The organism is Xanthomonas sp. NCPPB 1638 (assembly GCF_041475635.2).
GTDB classification, from domain to species: Bacteria; Pseudomonadota; Gammaproteobacteria; order Xanthomonadales; family Xanthomonadaceae; genus Xanthomonas; species Xanthomonas cucurbitae.
Genome location: NZ_CM192984.1, coordinates 54,325 through 73,657, shown reverse-complemented (window position 1 = coordinate 73,657; position 19,333 = coordinate 54,325). Strand labels below are relative to the sequence as shown.

The window sequence follows — 19,333 nt, the reverse complement described above, 5'->3', positions numbered from 1 at the left end:
GGGATCTCATGGGCACTCCATTCATCGGCGAAATCCGCATGTTCGGCTTCGGTCGTACGCCCCAGGGCTGGCAGGCATGCGACGGCTCGGCGCTGAAGATTTCCGACTACGAACCACTGTTCATGCTGCTGGGCACCACCTACGGCGGCGACGGTCAGACGACCTTCGGCGTTCCGGACCTGCGCGGCCGCCTGCCGGTGCACCAAGGCCAGGGACCGGCGCTGAACAACTATGTCCTGGGTAAATCCGGCGGCACTGAAACGGTGACGCTGACCGAGCTGCAATTGCCGGCGCATACGCATACCGCGCAGGCCACCACCGCCACCGCGACCGCCAGCGCACCGGCCGGCCTGCTGCCGGCCGCAGTCGGCGGGACAACGTTTTACGTGAGCGATTTGACCAACGCGACCGCACAGCCGATGTCAGGGCAGAGCACCTCGTACGCCGGCGGCGGCCAGCCGCACGACAACCTGATGCCGGCGCTCACGGTGCAGTACTGCATCGCCACCCTCGGCATCTTCCCGCAGCAGGCCTGATCCGGCGCACTGCGCCGGCTTGGCTGCAGCGCGCATCCGCTCCCTCGGAGATACGCAACATGACCGAACCCTATCTCGGCGAAATCCAGCTATTCGGCTTCGACTACAACCCGTACGGATGGGCACTGTGCAACGGTGCCACGTTGCCGGTGGCGCAGAACACCGCGCTGTTCTCACTGCTCGCGTTGGCCTACGGCGGTAATGGCAGCAGTACTTTCCAGTTACCGAACTTCTGCGCGCGTGCCGGTTGCCAACAGGGCCCGGGCCCGGGCCTGACCGCACACGCGATGGGCAACGCCTTCGGCGCGGCATCGGTGAGTCTGCTCACCACGCAGATGCCTTCGCATGAGCATGGTGTCAACGCCTACGCGCAAACCGATCAGACCAAGAAAAGCGGCACCCCGGCAAGCGGCGCGGCGTTTTCGAACCTGAGCATCAACAGCGAGCGGCCCTTCACCAATGCCGCGCCGGACAAGCAGTTCTCTCCGGTCATGCTGCTCCCCACCGGTGCCGGTCTGCCACACGAGAACCGGCAGCCCTACCTGGCATTGAACTTCTGCATCGCGCTACAGGGCGACTACCCGGTGTTTCCCTGAGCGATGCCGGCCCCCAAGCACGTTGCGCAGGCGTCCGCGCGCCTGCAATCCGGGACGAAGGTGGCCTGTGCACCGACGGCGGCGGCGTTGGTATTGCGGCCCGAACAACCCGATGACCTGGCCTGGCTGGAACAGCTTTACGCCAGCACGCGCAGCGACGAACTCGCCAGCGTGCCCTGGCCGGACGCGGTCAAGCGCGCGTTCACCGGGCAACAATTCACCCTGCAGCGCGCGCATTATCGGCAGCATTTTGCAGATGCCGACTTCTTGCTCGTGCAGGTGAACGCCCTACGTGTCGGCCGCTTGTATCTGCACCGCGGCGCGGCGCAGCATACGCTGATCGATATCAGCCTGTTGCCGGAGTGGCGTGGCCAAGGCATCGGCTCGCAGCTGATCGCCCGTGCGCAGGCGTGGGCGGGTGCGGCCGGATGCGTGTTGTCGTTGCACGTGCTGCACGCCAATCCGTCCGCCCGTCGCCTGTACGACCGCCACGGCTTCGTTGCCGGCTGCAGCAATCAGACGCATCTGCAGATGCACTGGCGGCGGCCTGCTCAGCCGTCGGAGCAGGTCAGTTAAACACCGCCTGATACAGGAACCCATCGCGCTCACGCGCGATCGGCACCAGAAAAATGCCCACTTCGCCCAGGCGTGCATGGCGCATCTGGTAGGTCTGCTGCGGAAACAGGAAGGCGGAACTATTGCGGAACAGCAACGAAAATGGCGCACGTTGCGGGTTGACCGCGTTCTTCAGCGGCCTCGCTTCCACCAGCACGAAGGGCACTTCGCCATCGTTCAATGCGGCGGCGAAGGTCTCGTTGACGCTACCGGCGAAATGTTCAAGCGTCAGCAATTCCATGGATACCTCCTTCGGCGACGATGTAGCGCGGATCGTTGCTTCTTGGCGCCGATCCGACAAGACGCCGATGCCAACAACGCGACGCACTCGACAGATCCGGGTCGGCCGGCAGCCGTTAGAGAGTGGCCCGGCTAGTGTCCGGGGTGCGCATCCCCGGCATGCCGGACCAAGCCCGGGCACCCGCGGCCCTGCTCCCTCACCGCGTAGGTTTGGCGAACGAGGCGTGTCCTGCGTTGTAGGACACGTTGTTGCATGAAGCATGCTTCACCAAAGGACTGCAACGTTGACGCATGATGCGACAATAGTACACGCGGCGGTTCGGTTATGTTCAGCCGTGTGACGGTTACTCTATCGCGTTGGAATTCTGTTAAAGGCCTGGATGTCAGCGTCCGCTCCCCCCGTGGTGCACCTGTCCGCCGTCCGCATCGATCGCGGCGGGCGCACGATCCTGCGCGACGTCTCGTTGCAGGTGCCGCGCGGCAGCATCACCGCCGTGCTCGGTCCGTCGGGGAGCGGCAAATCCACGCTGCTGGCCGCATTGACCGGCGAACTACGCCCGCTGGCCGGCACCGTCACCTTGTTCGGCAACCCCATCCCGCACGGCAACCGTGCGCTGCTGGAGATGCGCCGCAACGTCGGCGTGCTGCTGCAAGGCAATGGGCTGCTGACCGACCTGAGCGTGGCCGACAACGTGGCCTTGCCGCTGCGCACGCATACGCGCCTGCCGGCGCCGGTGCTGCGGCGCCTGGTGCAGATGAAGCTGCATGCGGTGGGCCTGCTCGCCGCCGCCGATGCCTGGCCGCGCGAGTTGTCCGGCGGCATGGCCCGGCGCGTGGCACTGGCGCGTGCCTTGGCGCTGGACCCGCCGCTGATGATCTACGACGAGCCGCTGACCGGGCTGGACCCGATCGCCTCGGGAGTCATCATGAGCCTGATCCAGCGCCTCAACGACAGCCTGGGCCTGACCAGCATCATCGTCAGCCACCATGTGCACGAGACCCTGCCGATCTGCGACCAGGCGGTGGTGATCGCCAATGGCGGCATCGTGTTCGCCGGCACGCCAGAACAACTGCAGGACAGTACCGACCCGTTGGTGCAGCAGTTCCTGCACGGCCAGCCGGATGGCCCGATCGCCTTCGACGCCGCCCCGCGCCGCGACCGGAGCGCCGCCTGATGGCCCTGGTCGAATCCATCCGCAGTCTTGGCCGCGCCGGCCTGTTCTCGCTGACGGTGGTGCGCGGCTCGCTGCCCACGCGCGATTTCATCGCCGAATTGGTGCGCGAGATCTACAAGGTCGGCGCGCGCTCGCTGCCGATCATTGCGGTGGGCGGTGCCTTCGTCGGCCTGGTGCTGACCTTGCAGGGCTACCGCACGCTCTCCACCTACGGTGCGTCCGATGCGTTGTCCACGCTGCTGGGGCTGTCGCTGTATCGCGAGCTGGCGCCGGTGCTGACCGCGCTGCTGTTCATCGGCCGCGCTGGCAGCTCGATCGCCGCCGAGCTCGGCCTGATGCGTGCCACCGACCAGATCAAGGCGCTGGAGCTGATGGCCATCGACCCGGTGGCCAAGGCGGTGGCGCCGCGCTTCTGGGCGGCGGTGCTGACGGTGCCGCTGCTGACCGGGGTGTTCTGCTCGCTGGCCATCGCCGGCGGCTATTTCGAAGCGGTGCATGTGCTGGGCATCGACAACGGCACGTTCTGGTCGGGGCTGCGCACCAGCGTGGACTTCTGGGACGACTTCGGCGTGGCACTGCTCAAGTCGGCGATCTTCGGCGGCACTGCCGCGCTGGTCGCCGCCTACGTGGGCTTCCATGCCGAACCGACCATCGAAGGCACCTCGATCGCCACCACGCGCGCGGTGGTGAACGCCTCGTTGCTGGTGTTGATGTTCAACTTCGTCCTTTCTGCAATGTTGTTCAGGTGAGATAGCCCATGGCCATGCGTGGACCACGACTCGAATTCGCCGTCGGCGCCTTTTTGCTGCTGACCCTGGCCTCGTTGCTGGTGCTGGCGGTGGCCTCGACCAACCAGCGTTGGGGCTTCGGCTCCAGCCAGTACACCTTGATTGCGCGCTTCAGCCAGATCGGCCAGCTGCGCGCACAGGCGCCGGTGAAGATCGGTGGCGTGACCATTGGGAAGGTGGCCGACATCAGCCTGGACCCCACCAGGTTCGATTCGGTGGTGACCCTGTCGCTGGACACCAAGTACAAGGACCTGCCTGCCGACACCTCGGCCGGCATCTTCACCAGCGGACTGTTGGGCGAGAGTTATATCGGGTTGCAGCCGGGCGGCGACCCGGAAACGCTCAAGCCGGGCGAAGAGATTGGCTTCACCCAGCCGGCGGTGGATCTGCTGCAGCTGGTCGGCAAGTACATGTTCAGTGGCGGCGGTGATAAATCCGCTGCGAACGGCCAGGCCGCCCCGCCTGCCCAGCCCGCTTCTTCCTCAACGGAACCGCATCAATGAAGACCACCCTGTTCTCCGCCGTCCTGGCCTCCACCCTGCTGGTGTGCGCACCGGCCACCGTGCTGGCACAGCCGGCCGCCGCCAGCGCGCCTGCGCAAGGGGCGGCCACCAAGACCGTCATCGACAGCAGCACCCGTATCCTGGGCACGCTGGAACAGCGCCGCGCCGAATTCCGCAGCAACCCGGCGGCGCTGCGCCAGTACATCGACGGCGAATTGAACAAGGCCTTCGACCGCGACTACGCCGCACGCCTGGTGCTGGGCGTGCATGGCCGCGGCGCGTCCGATGCGGACATCAAGCTGTTTGCCGATGCCATGGCCGACAACCTGATGCAGCGTTATGGCACCGCCCTGCTCAACTTCGAAGGCAAGCCAAGCTTCCGTGGCAAGTCCGAGAGCGCGCTGCCGGGCAACCGCGGCGTCAAGGTGTCCACCGACCTGCTGCGTGCCGGCAACGACCCGACCCCGGTCGACTACCTGATGCGCAACGTCGGCGGCCAGTGGAAGATCTTCGACGTGATGATCGAAGGCATCTCCTACGTGCAGACCTTCAAGACCCAGTTCGATGGCCCGCTGCGCGAAAAGGGCATCGCCAAGGTCGCTGCGGATCTGCGCAACGGTGGCCTGCAGGTGGGCGCCCCCCCGGCCAATGGCAAGTAACAGCCCGGTGCAGCGCAACGGCGACACGCTGGTGTTCACCGGCGTGTTCGACCGTGCGGCGGTGACGGCGGCATGGCCGCAGGCGGTGGCGCAGCTGGATGGCGTCCGCACGCTGGACCTGTCGGGTGTACAACGTCTGGACAGCGCCGGTGTGGCGATGCTGGCCGAACTGGCCGCGCGCGCACACGGTGCGGTGGCGCTGGTGGGTGGGACGTCCGCGCTGGACGACCTGCGCGCCGCGTACCGCCTGTCCCCTACTCTCGATTTCCAGGCCTGAGCGCCACGCCATGACCCAGTTCCGTTGCATTCCCCTGTTGGCCTGCCTCTTGCTCGGTGCCTGCGCCAGCCATGCCCCGAAATCCGCGCCGCCGCCGGCCGCGCCTGCCGCCAGTGCCTCGCCGCTTCCCCGCGACGAGGCCGGAGCGAATGCGCAACCGGCCACGCCCGGCACAGTGACGGCTACGCCGAGCGCCACGCCCGCTGACCCGCAAACCGACGATGGCACCACGGCCGCGACCGCCGGGGCCTCGGCAGCCGCAGGCGCTCCCACCACGGCCGAAGACGATTTCGATGCGCTGTACGGCCCGACCACCCCGCAGGCCGGCGCCAATGGCGCACCGGCGCAACCGGGAGCGGCACCGGCCTACGACCCGTGGGAACGCTACAACCGCGGCATGCACCGCTTCAATCTTGCGGTGGACCGTGGCGTGGCGCGACCGCTGGCGACCGCCTACACCAAGGTGATACCCGGCCCGGCCCGGTTGGGCGTGACCAATTTCTTCGACAACCTCGGCACGCCGCTGACCATGGTCAACCAGCTGCTGCAGGGGCATCCGGTGCATGCGGCGCAGTCGCTGGGCCGCTTCGTGATGAACACCACCGTGGGTGTGGCGGGCCTGTTCGACCCGGCGACGGCTGCCGGCATTCCGCGACGCAGCGAGGACTTCGGCCAGACCCTGGGTGCCTGGGGCTGGCGTAACTCGCGCTATTTCGAGCTGCCGCTGTTCGGCCCGCGCACCGTGCGCGATACCCTTGGCCTGGCCGGCGACATCCCGCTGTCGTGGATACGCCATGTCGACGACAGCGGCGCGCGCTTTGCGCTGCAGGGCCTGCAGCTGGTGGATACGCGTGCGCAGCTGATGTCACTGGACGCGCTGCGCGACCAGGCTCCGGATGAGTATGCGCTGACCCGCGACGCATGGATGCAGCGACGCAATTACCAGATCACCCGCGACTTGCGCAGCAATCGCGACAACACAGAGCTGCCGGACTATCTGCGCGACGACAAGGACAACACCGTGCCCGGCAATGCGATGCCGATCCCGCAGTGGATCCGGTAACTGCACCATAACGCTGTTGTGAACAACACACGCGGGAGTGATCCCGGGAGTGTTGTTGGCGCACAGGACGCGCTAGGGGTGTGAGTGGCGGTGACGAACTGCCACGGGTCGGTACTGCGCGATGCCGGACGGTTGCGCCTACGCAGCGCTCGCCAGTGCCGCGTCCACTGCGGCGCGCAGGCGGGCATCGTCTGCCGGCACGTCGGGGGCGAAGCGAGCGATAACGGCGCCGTCGCGGCCGACCAGGAATTTCTCGAAATTCCACAGCACCCCGGGCATCGGATTGGGAACAATGCCGTAGCCGGCGAGCTTCTCGCGCATCGGGCCGTCGCCGACCGCCTGCGGTTGCGCGCTGGTCAATGCCTGGTAGAGCGGATGGATATCGGCACCGGTCACGGCGATCTTGGAGAACATCGGAAAGGTGACCTCGTAGGTCAGCTGGCAGAACTGGGCGATGTCTGCGTTGCTGCCGGGCTCCTGGCCGTTGAAATCGTTGGCCGGAAACGCCAGCACCTCCAGACCGGCGGCCTGTTTGTCGCGATACAGCGCTTCCAGGCCTGTGTATTGCGGGGTCAATCCACATTTGGAGGCGACGTTGACCACCAGCAGCACCTTGCCGCGGTAGTCGGCAAGGGTGGCGGAAGCGCCATCGATGCGGGTCAGGGGAATGTCGTGGATGCTCTGGTGCATTGGCGCGGCCTGATTGCAAGGGGCCCCAGAGCATAGACCGCCCCGCCCGCATCGGCGCGCACGCATGCGGACCCGCCGGTGAATCGAAGCAGTACCGCCTGGCGCTGGGCGGCAGGGTGCCTTTGGTCGTGTAGGAGCGCACCTGGGCGCGATGGGGCACCACCGGGAACGCTTCATCGCGCCCGGGGACGCTCCTACATCACGTCGGTGGGTATCCGGGGGCGCTGCGATGCCTTCCGCCCTGTAGGAGCGCACCTGGGCGCGATGGGGCACCACCGGGAACGCTTCATCGCGCCCGGGGGCGCTCCTACATCACGTCGGTGGGTATCCGGGGGCGCTGCGATGCCTTCCGCCCTGTAGGAGCGCACCTGGGCGCGATGGGGCACTACCGGGAACGCTTCATCGCGCCCGGGGGCGCTCCTACGTCACGTCGGTGGGTATCCGGGGGCGCTGCGATGCCTTCCGCCCTGTAGGAGCGCACCTGGGCGCGATGGGGCACCACCGGGAACGCTTCATCGCGCCCGGGGGCGCTCCTACATCACGTCGGTTGGGGTACGGACGCGGTGATCCGTGACATCCCTTATTCCTGCTCGTCGCCGGCTTGGTCGTCCGTGCTACCGGTGTCGTCGTTGCCGGCGTCGTCGAGCAGCGCCTGCGATTGATCGGTGGACAAGGTCTCCACGCCGCGCAGGCGGCGTTCGATGGTGCGGGTCTTGCGGCTGGCCTCGCCCAGGCTGCGGCCCACCGTGCTGATCTGCTTCTCCGCTTTTTCCAGGATGCCGGCGAACTTGCCGAACTCGCTCTTGACCGCACCCAGCAGACCCCACACTTCGCTGGAACGCTTTTCGATCGCCAACGTGCGGAATCCCATCTGCAGGCTGTTGAGCAAGGCGGTGACGGTGGTGGGGCCGGCGATCACCACCCGGTGTTCGCGCTGCAACACATCGACCAGACCGGGCCGGCGGATGGTTTCGGCGTACAACCCTTCGGTGGGCAGGAACATCACCGCGAAATCGGTGGTGTGCGGCGGGCAGATGTACTTGTCGCTGATCGACCGGGCCTGGATGCGGATGGCGCGCTCGAGTTGATTGCCGAGCAGGCGGATCTGCTCGCCGTCGCCGGTTTCCTGCGCGTCGAGCAAGCGCTCGTAATCCTCGCGCGGGAACTTGGAATCGATCGGCAGCCACACCGGCGTGTCGGTATCGCCGCGCCCGGGCAGGCGCACCGCGAAATCCACCGCCTCGTTGGTCTCCGGGCGTACCCGTACGCTGCGCGCGTACTGCTCGGCAGTGAGCGTCTGTTCGAGAATGTTGTCCAGCTGCACCTCGCCCCAGCCGCCGCGATTCTTGACGTTGGTCAGCACGCGTTTGAGGTCGCCCACCCCGGTGGCCAGTTGCTGCATCTCGCCCAGGCCGCGCTGCACCTGCTCCAGCCGCTCGGAGACCAGCTGGAAAGAGGCATCCAGCCGCGTATTGAGCGTGGTCTGCAGTTTTTCGTCGACGGTGGCGCGCATCAGTTCCAGCTTGCTGGCGTTGTCGCTTTGCAGACTGGCCAGCTGCTGTTCCAGCGTGGCGCGCATTTCGCCGATGCGCAGCTCGTTGCGCTGGGTGAGTTCGCTCAGGCGCAGGCCCAATGCCTCGGTGAAGCGCTGTTGCGACTGCCCCGCTTCGGCGCGGCTCTTGCGCGCATCCTCGGCCAGCGCCTCGCGCAAGGCGGCCATGTGCGTGTCGGTGCGCGCGATCAGTTCGCTCAATTGCTGGCCGAACACGTGGATGCGGGTTTCCTGCTGCTGGCCGAATCCTTCCAGCTGGGTGCGCAGTTCGGTCAGGCGGGCCGTCAACAGCTCGCCGGTGCGTTGCTGCGCCAGCGTGCCCTCTTCGCGGGCCTTGCGTGCGTCTTCGCCCAGCGCCTCGCGCAGCAGGTCCAGGCGTTGGTCGGTGCGGGTGGATAGCTCGCTGAGATGACGCGCGAAGGTTTCCAGGCGCGCGTCCTGCTGCCGGGACAGGCCTTCGAGTTGGTCGCGCAATTCGCCGCGGCCTTCGCGCTGCTCGGCGCGCAGCGCCTGCTCCAGCCCGCCGGTGGAGGAACGCCGCAGCAGCAGGGCCAGTTGCAGCACGAAGACTGCACAGAGCAGCCCGAGAAGGATCAGGGATTCGGATGACATGCGTGCAGTGTAACGGCGCCGGTCGCAGGAGCTGCGTCGGTGCGGTGCGGAGCGTGCCGTAGGTGATCGCCGTGCCGCAGCCTGCGGCAGCCATGTCGTGGATCGGCAGAATAGTACGGCGACACCCGCGCTGAAGCGCCTCGGCGATGGCCGCCTGGATGACGTCGCACGACGCGCGCGTCGTGCAGCGCTACCGCCTGACCATGACCAGCCGGCGCGGTGGCGAAGGCGTTTGCCGGTGGCGCCATCGTCTCGATGCCGACGGCCTGCCTGGTGCTGCGATTAGTCGCGTGACCGCGTCAATGGCCGTCGCCGGCGATGCCGGTCAGCAGCGAAAGCGTTGCTGCCGCCGGACTGCCATCGACGGTCCGGCGCAGGCGTGCAGGTGGCGGTGCGTCGTGGCGCGGCCCGAAGCGCACCATAACGGTGGCCAGCACCGCCGGCAGCACGACCGCGAAGACCACGATGGCCAGTAGTGCCCACAGCCAGAAATTGAAGGTTCCCATGATCGCGTGCACCCCCACGGCGAGTCCCGCCAGCGCGGCAAGCTTGGCGGATCGGCTGCGAACGCCATGTCGACAAATCCCCGCGCCTGATGCCATTGGTCGGATGAATGGCGGACGATGGTGACATGGCGCCGGGTGCAGGGTGCCGCAGAAGCAGGCCCCCGGCCCTCAGTCCTCGACCATGGCGACGGTGGTCGTGGGACTGAACCCACTGCGCCAGCCGATCAGCAAGCGTCAAGGTAGAACCAGCGGCCATCTTCGCGGACGAAGCGGCTGTGCTCGGTCATGCGGACCGCGCTGCCGCCGCCAATGCGGTAGCGCGCCAGGAACACCACCTCGGCGCTGTCCTCGCTGGTGGAAAGGGCACGCTGGACGGTGAGGCCGAGCCAGGTGGTACGGCCACCTTCGTCCAAGGGCAGTTCGGCCGGGCGGGTGGACGGGTGCCAGCTGGACAGCAGGTACGCGACATCACGGCGCACGTAGGCGCTGTAGCGCGCACGCATCAGGGTTTCGGCATCGGGGGCGGCCGCGTCGGCGTGGTACTGGCCGCAGCAGCGCGCGTACCCGGCAGGACGACCGCAGGGACAGGGGTCGGTAGGCGTGGAGGTCGGCATGCGGGGATTGTGCGGGATGGGACTGGGAATTGGGGAGCGGGGAGGGATGAGCGGCGGCTATGCTGTCGCCCTCGTCCTGCGGAGCGTGGCCTTGCTGGAATTGATTCCCACCGAATTGCCGTGGCTGCTGTGCATTGCGTTTGTCGCCGGGCTGGTGGATGCGGCGGTCGGCGGCGGTGGATTGATCCAGTTGCCAGGCCTGTTCGCAACACTGCCGCAGCAAGCGCCATCGTTGATCCTGGGGACCAACAAGTTCAGCGCAATGTTCGGCACCGGGGCGTCGGCCTGGCGGTATGCGCGCACGGTGCGCTTCCCGTGGCGGCCGGTGCTGTATGCAACGGCGGCAGCATTCACGTTTTCGTTCCTGGGCGCGACCGCGGTCAGCCTGATGCCCAAGCACGCGGTGCGGCCGCTGATCCTGGTGCTACTGGTCGCGATGCTGATCTACACGTTGATCAAGAAGGATTTCGGTGCGCTGCACCGGCCACGCCAGATCGGCCGTCGCGAACTGGCGACCGCATTGGCGATGGGGGCGGCAATCGGCTTCTACGACGGGTTCTTCGGCCCAGGCACGGGCAGCTTTCTGATCTTCCTGTTCATCCGCTTTTTCGGGCTGGATTTCCTGCGCGCCTCGGCGGCAGCCAAGGTGGTCAACCTGGCCACCAACCTTGCCGCGTTGTCGTTCTTTCTGCCCAGCGGACAAGTGATGTTGGCGATCGGCATCCCGATGGCGGCAGCGAACGTGGCCGGCGCGGTAGTCGGCACGCGGATGGCGTTACGCGGTGGCACGCCATTGATCCGCAAACTGTTCCTGGTGCTGGTGATCGTGCTGATCGGCAAGATGGGCTGGGATCTGCTGCACTAGCCGTGGAAACCCGCTGCCAGGGCGAGGTGATCGAAGCCGGTGACGCCACCCGGGCAAGTAGCGTCAACGTGCACTGTGTCAGCGCTTGCCGCGCGTCTGCGGGGTGCCTACCTTGGCGCCGCGCTTCTTGGCTGGCAACGGTTTCGCCGCCACGCGTGCCGAGGCTGTCTTGCCGGCACCACGTGCTGGCCGCCCCGTCGACGCGGTTGTTGCACGCGGCTTGGCGGTGGTGGCTTTCGCTGCCGCAGATGCTGTGGCGGCCTTCTTCGATGTGACGTTGGATGTGCGTGGCGCGGCGATCGGCTTGCCCGTTCTTGACGACCGTGCGGGCTTGGCCGGGTTGGGTGCGCCAGTTCCTGACGACGGCACCGCCTGCGCGTGCGACCCACCCCTTGCGTGTTTGTCCGATGCCGGCTTGCTGGTCACGGACGATGTGCGCAAAGACGATGTGCCCGTTTTTTTTGCTTGAGCCTGTGCCACAGCGCGCGTGGGCGATGTGGTCCTGGTTTTCGTGTTCTGCTGGTTCGCCGTCGCCACCGACTGTTTGCGTTTGTTGCTGCGCACGTTCTTTGCTGCGGGCAACGTCTGGTCCGCCGCTGGCGATGTCGGGTGTGCTGGAACGCCATCAGTTGCCATGCCCTCTGCGTTTGCAGCACCCTGCACTCCTGCAGGCTCGCTCGCAGCCATGATCGATGGCGCAACGTCCGTCGCATCGGCGACCGCTGGCTCATCGCCACGCGAGCGTTCGGGCAGCTTCAAGCGCTGCGCCTGTTCGTCGTATTCGATCAGCAGCACGCCGGAGTTATGACGGCCACTGATCTCCACGAAACACGCCCCGCCGATGAAGGGTTCCAGCGTCATCACCGACTTCAACGGCGTGGCCACCACCATCTGGAAGCCGAAATTTTCGAAGATGTTCATCGCCAATGCGGTGAACTCGTTATCGGCCTTGTCGAAGGCTTCGTCCAGCACCACCGCACAATAGCGCGGCAGTTCGCCATCTTCGCCACCGAGCTGGTAACGCAGTGCCGCCGCCAAACAGGTGGTGGCCAGTTTCTGCCGCTGACCGCCGGACTTGCCGGCACCGCTGCGGTAGATCTCCACCTGCACGCGCGTTTGCGCGTCCAGTTCCACGCCGATGAATTCCACATGCAGGCGCACGTCCAGCACCTGTTCGCGCCAGCGCCGCGCCTCCGGCTCCTGCGCGCCCAGCCGCGCCACCAGCGCACGCAAGGTGGAAAACTGCGCCTCGGCCAAGGCGCGATCTTCGGTCTGCTGGTGCGACAGCACCGCGCGCAACTGCTGCTGGAATTCCTGCACCTCGGTCAGGCGGCGGTCGCTGACCTCGATGGTCAGGATGGTGTCGCGGTTGAAGGGCACCTGCTCCAGGCTGGCATTGACCTCGTCCATGCGCTGCTTGATGCCCTTTTGGGCCTCGGCAGTGTGGCGCTGCAAGGCCAGCAGGTTGTTCTTGCTCTGGGTCTGCAACAGGTCGAAGAAGCGATGCTCGTGCCGCGGCAGGCCATCGCTTTCCAGCCGATCCAGCCGCGCGAGAAAATCGTCGGCGCTGGAAAGACTCACGGTGAAGTCGCCGCTGTCTTCGGGCCACTGCTGGCAATACTTGCGGAAGCATTCCAGCAGTTGCGCGCTGAGCCGGCTGTCGCGGCCCTGGCTTTCGGCGAGTTGCTCGGCCAGGCCACGCTCGACCACACGGAAATGCGCTTCCAGATTGTCCAGCGACAGCGGGGTCAATGCGGCAAGCCGTTCCCGCAACCCCTGCAATTGGGTGGGCGTGAGCGTGGCAGTGCCAGCGCGGCCCGTGCACGCCGCATGCTGCTGCGCAAGCCGTACGCGCTCGCGCGCCAGTTGCGCGCGTTCCAGCCGCACATCGTCATAGGTGCGCTTGGCCTGGTCGCGCAAGGTGCGTGCGGTATCGATGGCCTGGCCGAGCGCGCGCAAACCGCTGTTGCCTTCGCGCAGCTGCACCAGCTGCTCATCAATATCGCTCAGGCGCTGCAGCTTGGGGCCAACGTCGATCTCGTCCCAGTCGCGCTCCACCAGCGTGTGCGCGGCGAGCTGGCGTTCCTGGTCCTGTTCGCGCTGCTTGCGCAGTGCTGCGACATCGGCATCGCAGCTGGCAATGCGCTGCGCCAGCGCCTGCGCTTCGCGCTCGAACACCTTGAGCTTGTCGCGGTTGTCGTGGCCGAGCAGCCACCGCTTGCGATCATTGACCGCGTGGCGGTCGTCCTTCTCATAGCGATCGCCGGGGTGTTTGACCTGGCCCTCGCGGGTGATGGCGCGGTCGGCGTTGCGCAGCGCGGTGGCGTTGTCCACGCAGGCGTAATCGAAGCGGCGGGTGAGCTCGTTGCGCAGCCACTCGGTGAAGGCGTGCTCGCGCAATTGCAGCTTGCCCGGCAGCGCGTCGGGATCGACCCGCCGCGAGTGCAGCTCGTCGTTGCGACGCACACGGAAATACACCAGGCGCGTGCCGATGTGGGTGCGATTGACCCATTCGCTGACCTGCGCGTAATGCCGCTCGTCCACCAGCAGCGATTGTGCAAAGCCGTGCAGTACACGCTCGATCGCACCGCGCCAGGCCATCTGGTCATCACGCACCTGCACCAGCTCGCCGACGAACGGCAGCGCGGCCTCGGCAATGCCGGTGTCTTCGCACAGCCGCGCACGCAGGGCCTGCATCGGTGCGGGCATGCTCGATGGCGCTTTTTTCAGCGCATCCAGCTCGACGCGGATCTCGGCAAAGCGGCGCTCGTCGTCGCGGCGCGCGCCCATGCGCTCGGCGATGGCGTCGTCCAGTGCGCTGGCGTCGTGCTTGCCGTTATCCAGCACGGTTTGCGCATGCGCGATCTGCGCGGCAAAGCCGCTGGCCCCGGCCGCCAGGGCGGTACCGAGCTGGCGGCAGGCCTGTTCGATCTGCGCGCGGCGGCGCAGGCGTTCGTCGCGCTCGCGCTCCACGCGTGCGCGCTCGCGTTCCAGTTCTTCGATCTGCTCGCCGCCGGCGGCGCGCTGCTCGCGTTCCAGCCCGACCAGCTTCTGTTCGTGGTTGTCCAGCGATTCGCGGCGCTGGCCTTCTTCGCCGGCCAGGCCGCGGTCCTGGTTGTCCAGCTCCTGCAAGCGCTCATCCAGCAGGGCCAGCCGCTGCTGCTCGCGGTAGCTGTCCACGCCCAACTGCAGCTCGCGCAACTCGCCGACGCTGTGGCGCAACGCCATCAGCGCCGCATGGTGCTCGCGCGCAGGCGTCAGCGTCTCCACCTGGCGGCGTGCAGTGACCACCGCATGGTGCGCACCATCGAGCTCTGCAAAATCCTCCACCAGCCGATCGGCGGCTTCGAAGGTGCGCGGCTCGTCCAGCATGAAGCCGCGCAGAAACGCATTGAGATCGCCCAGATTCTTGGCCGACTGAGTCTTGTGCAGCAAGCGCAGCGCCATCTCGTTGCCGATGCCCAGCGCGTGCCGGAAGCGTTCGGCGTAACCGGAGAACCCATCGAAATGCGCCACCTCCTCGCCCAGCCGCGCCTTGAGCTTGCGCAGGTCCAGGTCGAAGCCATCCAGCTCGCTGGCCACGTCGAAGCGGCGCGGCGCCACCATGTAGTGGCGGCGTACATCGGCGGCCGCATTGCCGCTGCCGGCAATCCAGAACAACCGGATCAGGCTCACCGCCTCGCCCTGCGCGTTGCGGTATTCCAGCACCAGCGCCGTCCAGGTGGCACCCTTGCGCAGGTATTGCGTGGCGATCTCGCCAGACGCGCTGTCCTGCTGATCGGCCCAGGCCCCACGCACGTACGACACCAGATTGCGATCGCGACCGCTACGCTCGGCCTCGCGCGCGGCGGCGTTGAAGTCGACGATGCTCGGTGGCGTCAGCAGTGCCGACATCGCATCCAGTAAGGTGGACTTGCCCGAACCCGAGCGCCCGACGAACAAAAAGCCCTTCTCGGCGATCGGCACCTCGGTCAAGCCGTTGAACGTGCCCCAGTTGTGCACCTGCAGGCGTCGCATGCGGAACTGCTGCGCGCGTTGCTCGGCCAGCGTTTCGGTGAACAAGGAAGCACCCGGCTGTGCCGGCGACAGGTTGGACTGGAAATTCATTGCTCACTCACCAATAACGGAACGACAGAGGTGCCAGGGACAGACCATCACGAACGGTGACGCATTTTTTTGTGGTGCGGTGGTGCGGTGGTGCGGTGGTGCGGGAAGAGTTTGGTCAGGGTAGCGGATGGCGTGGGTGGACGGCTTCGCGACCAGGGTCGCTCCTACAAGAGCAGGTTTACTGTTGCAGTCTGCATTTCGGGCCCCATACCGCAGCGGCAAGGCCGGCAGATACAACCCGTAGGGCGGCGCGCATGGATGGGCGAGGTTTTTGTAAGGGACAGAGATGTCCCTTACAAAAATTTCTGCCGGACTTGCGCACCCGCAGCGCCGCAGGCGCGGAGGGCGCGAGGACGGGGTGTGCTTTCTTTTTGGTTACTTTTTCTTTGCACAAGCTAAAGAAAAGTGACTCGCGCCCGAAAGGGCGTGAAAGCTCTGCCCTACCAAACACAACCCGTAACACTTCACGCACCGCCTGACACCGCACCCTCATCCGCCCTTCGGGCACCTTCTCCCGGAGGGAGAAGGAAGATGCAAGAGGCATCACTCCAACGCAACCTCCCCCTCTCGCAACTCCCGATACGCCAGCACCAACGCCTGCACATCCTCCGCCGAGAACAACAGCTTTAACACCGGCGACACCTCGTAACGCTCCTCGCTGCCGCGTAGCCGCGACAGCAACTGGTTGTCGCGCATCTTGCCGATGGCCGTCATCACCCGCCGCGTGAACCCAGCCTTGTCGGTGGAGACGTTCTTCTCGTACACCGACAACGCCTCCACCAACTGCGCCTCGTCCACCACCGCGCGCTCGCCGCGCGTATCCGCCTCGGCCAGCTGCTGGCGCAGAAACAACAACAGCACCGACTCGATGAAGGTCAGCGGCGCGCTGCGCAGCAAGCTGGGCGATTCCAGCTCGGCGGTGTCGGCCTGGCGGGTGAACGCCACCCCGCCCTCGCGGTCCAGCACCAGCTCCAGGAACAGCTCGCACAACACCTGGCGGATGGCCGCTTCATTGCGCAGCAGCGCCGGCCATAACGCGCCATGCCGCTGCGCATCGATGCTGGGCCCGGCCAGCAACTGGCACAGCGCGCGGCGCGCCTCGAACGGCAGCGTGCCGGTGTCGCCCAGGAACAGCGCACCGCCCGGTACGTCGCCGGCGGCATCGCTGGCGCGCAGCGGCGTGGCTCTGTCGGCGGCGCCCTCGTCGTCCTTGTGCATGTCGGACCGCGCCTGCTCAGACCAGTTCATTGCGTTTCTCCCGGGTAAACCACACCAAGGGAATGCGCGCACGGCGTACCGCGCCGTCGCCGCCTTCCCATTGCACCGTCTCCATCTGGCCGTCGATCACCATGCCGTGGCGCGTGCCCAGCGACAGATAACCGATCACGCTACCCAGCCCCTGTACCGCAGGGCGCCGCTGCAGCGCATCGCCAATGGTGAGCCGCAGCTGTTGCCCAAGCAGCACATACAGATCGTTGCGCAAGGTGCGCACATCGATCTCCGATTGCGCGACCAGGTCGCCCACGCTGTCCAGCGAGATGTCCGCCGCATCGGCGGCGTGCACGCGGCCATCGACCTGGGTCAGCCGCGGGTCGTGCAGCCGCCATTGCGACAGCGAGCGCAGCCGGCTGCTGCTCAGCGCCTGGGTGTAGCCGGTGGCGGCGGTGGCGTGCAGGCTGTCGCGCAGCTGCAGGGCTTCGCCCTGGGCCTGCTTGAGCAACTGGTTGAGCCTGCGCTGTTCCAGATAGCCGCGGCTCTGCACGAACCCGCGCAGGCTGCGTGCGAAATGCTGCATCACCGTGTGCACTTCGCCACCGCGCTCCAGCAGCGTGCCGGTGAGCCCGCGCAGGAAGGCGCGTTCGCGACGATCGAGCTTGCGCGCGAAACCGCGTGCAAGCAGGGCGTCCAACGCCTGGTCCAGCTGGCTGCTTTGCTGGGTGTCGTTGAGCAGGCTCCAGAACGCCTCGAAGGTGCGCCCGGCCTCGCTGTCGGCGATCACGTCCACGCCGTTGAACAGCTGCTCCAGCACATCGCCGCGCGCGCCTTCGTCATCGATGATGCGCTCGCGGAACTGGCGGTTGAGCTGCTCGAAGTCGTCGCGGACGCGATGGAAATCCTCCGCCAGCTCGTCGGAGAGATGAATCAGGTCGCGTGCACGTTCCAGCGCGCGCTTGCCATCCAGCGCAGCAACGCGACCAGAGGCCACCCGTTCGATCTCGGCGTCGATGCGGGCACGTTCGTCGCGCAGGGCGGCCAGCCGCAGCTCCGGGTCGGCTTCGGTCTGGCCGGCCAGCTGCACCAGCTGCTGAATCACCAGCGACAGCCGGCTCTCGGTGGCGCTGCTGCCGCTCTCGCGCAGGCCGGCGATGCAGCGGATCGCCTGGGTGGCCGCGCGCGAGAGTTCGTATTCCTCTTCGGCCGCACCCTCGGGCAGGCGGCGTTCCAGCCAGCCCTGCGCCAGCCAGTGCGCCAGATAGGCCTGCGCGGTGCGCGGCAGCTCGCGCGAAAGTTCATCGCCGCGCAGCGCGTCCAGCTGGCGCTGCAGGCGCGCGTGCAGCACTGCCGACGGCAACCGGCGTTCGCCATCCATCAACAGCGTCTGCAGCAGGCCGATCAGCTCCGGGGCATGATCGGCGGCCAGCAGTTTCCAGGCCGGCTGCTCGCGCAACTGGCGATAGCCGGCAATCCGTGCCTGGTGCTTCATGGCGACTGCAGGGGCTGCCTCAACGCTTGCCGCCCACTTCGAGGAACTGCAGGAATTCGGCGCGCGTGCGCGCGTCTTCGCGGAAGCTGCCCAGCATCTTGGAGGTCACCATGCTGACGCCGCGCTTGTGGATGCCGCGGGTGGTCATGCACTCATGCGCGCCTTCCACCACCACGCCGACGCCGCGCGGTTGCAGTACGTCCTGGATGCACTGGGCGATCTGCGCGGTCATCTTTTCCTGCACCTGGAAGCGGCGCGCATAGCTTTCCACCACCCGGGCCAGCTTGCTGATGCCCACCACCTTGCCGCTCGGCAGGTAGCCGACGTGCACCTTGCCGATGATCGGCGCCATGTGGTGCTCGCAATGGCTTTCGTAGGAGATGTCGCGCAGCACGATCAGTTCGTCGTAGCCGGCCACTTCCTCGAAGGTGCGCTCCAGGTATTCGCGCGGTTCCTCGCGGTAGCCGCTGAACCAGTCGCCATAGGCTTCGGCCACCCGGCGCGGGGTGTCCAGCAGGCCTTCGCGGGCAGGGTCTTCGCCGGCCCAGCGCAGCAGGGTGCGCACGGCATCTTCGGCCTGGGCCTGGGTGACGGAGGAATCGGGCTGGTCGGACTGGCTCATGCGCAAGTGCACCCAAAGGGGGCGAGCATGGTACCCGAGGACGGGGTGGCGGCCCCAGCGGCAGTTGCGGCTGCTGCCGCAGGTTCAGTGACTATCAATTCAGTACTGAATTGATAGCATCCTAACGATTATGGCGAGTACACTACTCTCTACCCCGCGTCCAGCTCAGCTCCGGGCTGTTGGTAGCCGCCCGGCAATGGCAGCGGCTGGCCGACCAGGCCTTTGAAGCGTTCGGCCTGTCCAGCGCCTGCACCGGGCCCTTGCTGATGGTGGGCCGCTCCGGCGGCGGCATCCGCCAGGTGGCGCTGGCCCAGCAGCTGGGCATGGAAGGCGCCTCGCTGGTGCGGCTGCTGGACAAGCTGGCCGCGCAGGGGCTGGTGCGGCGCGAGGCCGACAGCAGTGACCGCCGCGCCAACCAGTTATGGCTCACCGACGAGGGCCAGGCGCTGGTGGTGCGGATCGAGGCCCGGCTGGATGCGCTGCGTACCGAGGTCTTCGGCACGCTCAGCGAGGCGCAGGTGCAAGTGGTGCTGACGCTGTGGCAGCAGATCGCGCAGGCACATGCGCGGCTGGGCCAGTCAGGGCCGAGCGGCTGACGGAACGGCGCAA

At 66.8% G+C, this 19,333-nt stretch carries 20 protein-coding genes; 11 read left to right on the top strand and 9 right to left on the bottom strand.

Features of this window, described 5'->3' with window-relative positions; genetic code table 11:
- The first annotated feature begins 8 nt into the window (after nucleotides 1-8).
- Genes ACCQ13_RS00340 through ACCQ13_RS00330 form a run of 3 tightly spaced genes read left to right on the top strand, consistent with a single transcriptional unit; the run spans nucleotide 9 to nucleotide 1,708 of the window.
- The gene (locus ACCQ13_RS00340) at nucleotides 9-536 is read left to right on the top strand and encodes a phage tail protein (protein ID WP_104603354.1); all 528 of its coding nucleotides are present in this window, start codon (nucleotides 9-11) and stop codon (nucleotides 534-536) included.
- 59 nt (nucleotides 537-595) lie between these two features.
- Nucleotides 596-1,132: a phage tail protein gene (locus ACCQ13_RS00335; RefSeq protein WP_104603353.1), complete on the top strand. Its 537-nt coding sequence runs from the start codon at nucleotides 596-598 to the stop codon at nucleotides 1,130-1,132.
- 3 nt (nucleotides 1,133-1,135) lie between these two features.
- A complete protein-coding gene (locus ACCQ13_RS00330) occupies nucleotides 1,136-1,708 on the top strand; it encodes a GNAT family N-acetyltransferase (RefSeq protein ID WP_104603352.1) in 573 nt (190 codons plus the stop codon).
- Here the strand turns inward: ACCQ13_RS00330 and ACCQ13_RS00325 are convergent.
- Nucleotides 1,701-1,988 (bottom strand): DUF6916 family protein, encoded by a 288-nt coding sequence (locus tag ACCQ13_RS00325; RefSeq protein ID WP_104603351.1) that lies wholly within the window; start codon nucleotides 1,986-1,988, stop codon nucleotides 1,701-1,703. The two genes, ACCQ13_RS00330 and ACCQ13_RS00325, sit on opposite strands and share 8 nt — an antisense overlap.
- 379 nt (nucleotides 1,989-2,367) lie before the next feature.
- Between ACCQ13_RS00325 and ACCQ13_RS00320 the strand changes: the two genes are divergently transcribed.
- From ACCQ13_RS00320 to ACCQ13_RS00295, 6 genes are read left to right on the top strand one after another with little or no spacing between them, the layout of a single operon-like run.
- The gene (locus tag ACCQ13_RS00320; RefSeq protein ID WP_104603350.1) at nucleotides 2,368-3,162 is read left to right on the top strand and encodes an ABC transporter ATP-binding protein; all 795 of its coding nucleotides are present in this window, start codon (nucleotides 2,368-2,370) and stop codon (nucleotides 3,160-3,162) included.
- Complete coding sequence (locus ACCQ13_RS00315; protein ID WP_104603349.1) at nucleotides 3,162-3,911, top strand: MlaE family lipid ABC transporter permease subunit; 750 nt, start codon at nucleotides 3,162-3,164, stop codon at nucleotides 3,909-3,911. The genes ACCQ13_RS00320 and ACCQ13_RS00315 overlap by 1 nt, the downstream gene beginning before the upstream one ends.
- An 8-nt stretch (nucleotides 3,912-3,919) precedes the next feature.
- Nucleotides 3,920-4,453: an outer membrane lipid asymmetry maintenance protein MlaD gene (gene mlaD / locus ACCQ13_RS00310; protein ID WP_159406421.1), complete on the top strand. Its 534-nt coding sequence runs from the start codon at nucleotides 3,920-3,922 to the stop codon at nucleotides 4,451-4,453.
- A complete protein-coding gene (locus ACCQ13_RS00305; RefSeq protein WP_159406420.1) occupies nucleotides 4,450-5,112 on the top strand; it encodes an MlaC/ttg2D family ABC transporter substrate-binding protein in 663 nt (220 codons plus the stop codon). The genes mlaD and ACCQ13_RS00305 overlap by 4 nt, the downstream gene beginning before the upstream one ends.
- A complete protein-coding gene (locus ACCQ13_RS00300; RefSeq protein WP_104603346.1) occupies nucleotides 5,102-5,389 on the top strand; it encodes an STAS domain-containing protein in 288 nt (95 codons plus the stop codon). Before ACCQ13_RS00305 ends, ACCQ13_RS00300 begins: the two co-directional genes overlap by 11 nt.
- A 10-nt stretch (nucleotides 5,390-5,399) precedes the next feature.
- Nucleotides 5,400-6,452 (top strand): MlaA family lipoprotein, encoded by a 1,053-nt coding sequence (locus ACCQ13_RS00295; RefSeq protein WP_104603345.1) that lies wholly within the window; start codon nucleotides 5,400-5,402, stop codon nucleotides 6,450-6,452.
- Between the two features lie 138 nt (nucleotides 6,453-6,590).
- Here the strand turns inward: ACCQ13_RS00295 and ACCQ13_RS00290 are convergent, their stop codons facing one another.
- The 4 genes from ACCQ13_RS00290 to ACCQ13_RS00275 all read right to left on the bottom strand — a co-directional run bounded on the left by ACCQ13_RS00290 (nucleotide 6,591) and on the right by ACCQ13_RS00275 (nucleotide 10,426).
- Nucleotides 6,591-7,142 (bottom strand): glutathione peroxidase, encoded by a 552-nt coding sequence (locus ACCQ13_RS00290; protein ID WP_159406419.1) that lies wholly within the window; start codon nucleotides 7,140-7,142, stop codon nucleotides 6,591-6,593.
- Between the two features lie 580 nt (nucleotides 7,143-7,722).
- Nucleotides 7,723-9,258 (bottom strand): DNA recombination protein RmuC, encoded by a 1,536-nt coding sequence (locus ACCQ13_RS00285; RefSeq protein ID WP_208800555.1) that lies wholly within the window; start codon nucleotides 9,256-9,258, stop codon nucleotides 7,723-7,725.
- 347 nt (nucleotides 9,259-9,605) lie between these two features.
- The gene (locus tag ACCQ13_RS00280; RefSeq protein ID WP_159406417.1) at nucleotides 9,606-9,812 is read right to left on the bottom strand and encodes a hypothetical protein; all 207 of its coding nucleotides are present in this window, start codon (nucleotides 9,810-9,812) and stop codon (nucleotides 9,606-9,608) included.
- 224 nt (nucleotides 9,813-10,036) lie between these two features.
- Complete coding sequence (locus ACCQ13_RS00275) at nucleotides 10,037-10,426, bottom strand: YchJ family protein (RefSeq protein WP_159406416.1); 390 nt, start codon at nucleotides 10,424-10,426, stop codon at nucleotides 10,037-10,039.
- 46 nt (nucleotides 10,427-10,472) lie between these two features.
- On the opposite strand from ACCQ13_RS00275, the gene ACCQ13_RS00270 reads away from it, so the two are divergent.
- Nucleotides 10,473-11,291: a sulfite exporter TauE/SafE family protein gene (locus tag ACCQ13_RS00270; protein ID WP_104603341.1), complete on the top strand. Its 819-nt coding sequence runs from the start codon at nucleotides 10,473-10,475 to the stop codon at nucleotides 11,289-11,291.
- A 78-nt stretch (nucleotides 11,292-11,369) separates the two neighbouring features.
- Here the strand turns inward: ACCQ13_RS00270 and ACCQ13_RS00265 are convergent, their stop codons facing one another.
- The 4 genes from ACCQ13_RS00265 to folE all read right to left on the bottom strand — a co-directional run bounded on the left by ACCQ13_RS00265 (nucleotide 11,370) and on the right by folE (nucleotide 18,724).
- Nucleotides 11,370-15,398, bottom strand: coding sequence for an SbcC/MukB-like Walker B domain-containing protein (locus ACCQ13_RS00265; protein WP_159406415.1), 4,029 nt, complete (start codon nucleotides 15,396-15,398; stop codon nucleotides 11,370-11,372).
- Nucleotides 15,399-15,941: 543 nt separating this feature from the next.
- The gene (locus ACCQ13_RS00260) at nucleotides 15,942-16,646 is read right to left on the bottom strand and encodes a DUF4194 domain-containing protein (RefSeq protein ID WP_159406414.1); all 705 of its coding nucleotides are present in this window, start codon (nucleotides 16,644-16,646) and stop codon (nucleotides 15,942-15,944) included.
- Nucleotides 16,633-18,102 (bottom strand): DUF3375 domain-containing protein, encoded by a 1,470-nt coding sequence (locus ACCQ13_RS00255; protein ID WP_159406413.1) that lies wholly within the window; start codon nucleotides 18,100-18,102, stop codon nucleotides 16,633-16,635. Before ACCQ13_RS00255 ends, ACCQ13_RS00260 begins: the two co-directional genes overlap by 14 nt.
- 19 nt (nucleotides 18,103-18,121) lie before the next feature.
- The gene (folE, locus tag ACCQ13_RS00250; RefSeq protein ID WP_104603337.1) at nucleotides 18,122-18,724 is read right to left on the bottom strand and encodes a GTP cyclohydrolase I FolE; all 603 of its coding nucleotides are present in this window, start codon (nucleotides 18,722-18,724) and stop codon (nucleotides 18,122-18,124) included.
- A gap of 179 nt (nucleotides 18,725-18,903) precedes the next feature.
- On the opposite strand from folE, the gene ACCQ13_RS00245 reads away from it, so the two are divergent.
- Complete coding sequence (locus ACCQ13_RS00245; RefSeq protein ID WP_167526789.1) at nucleotides 18,904-19,320, top strand: MarR family winged helix-turn-helix transcriptional regulator; 417 nt, start codon at nucleotides 18,904-18,906, stop codon at nucleotides 19,318-19,320.
- Nucleotides 19,321-19,333: the final 13 nt, after the last annotated feature.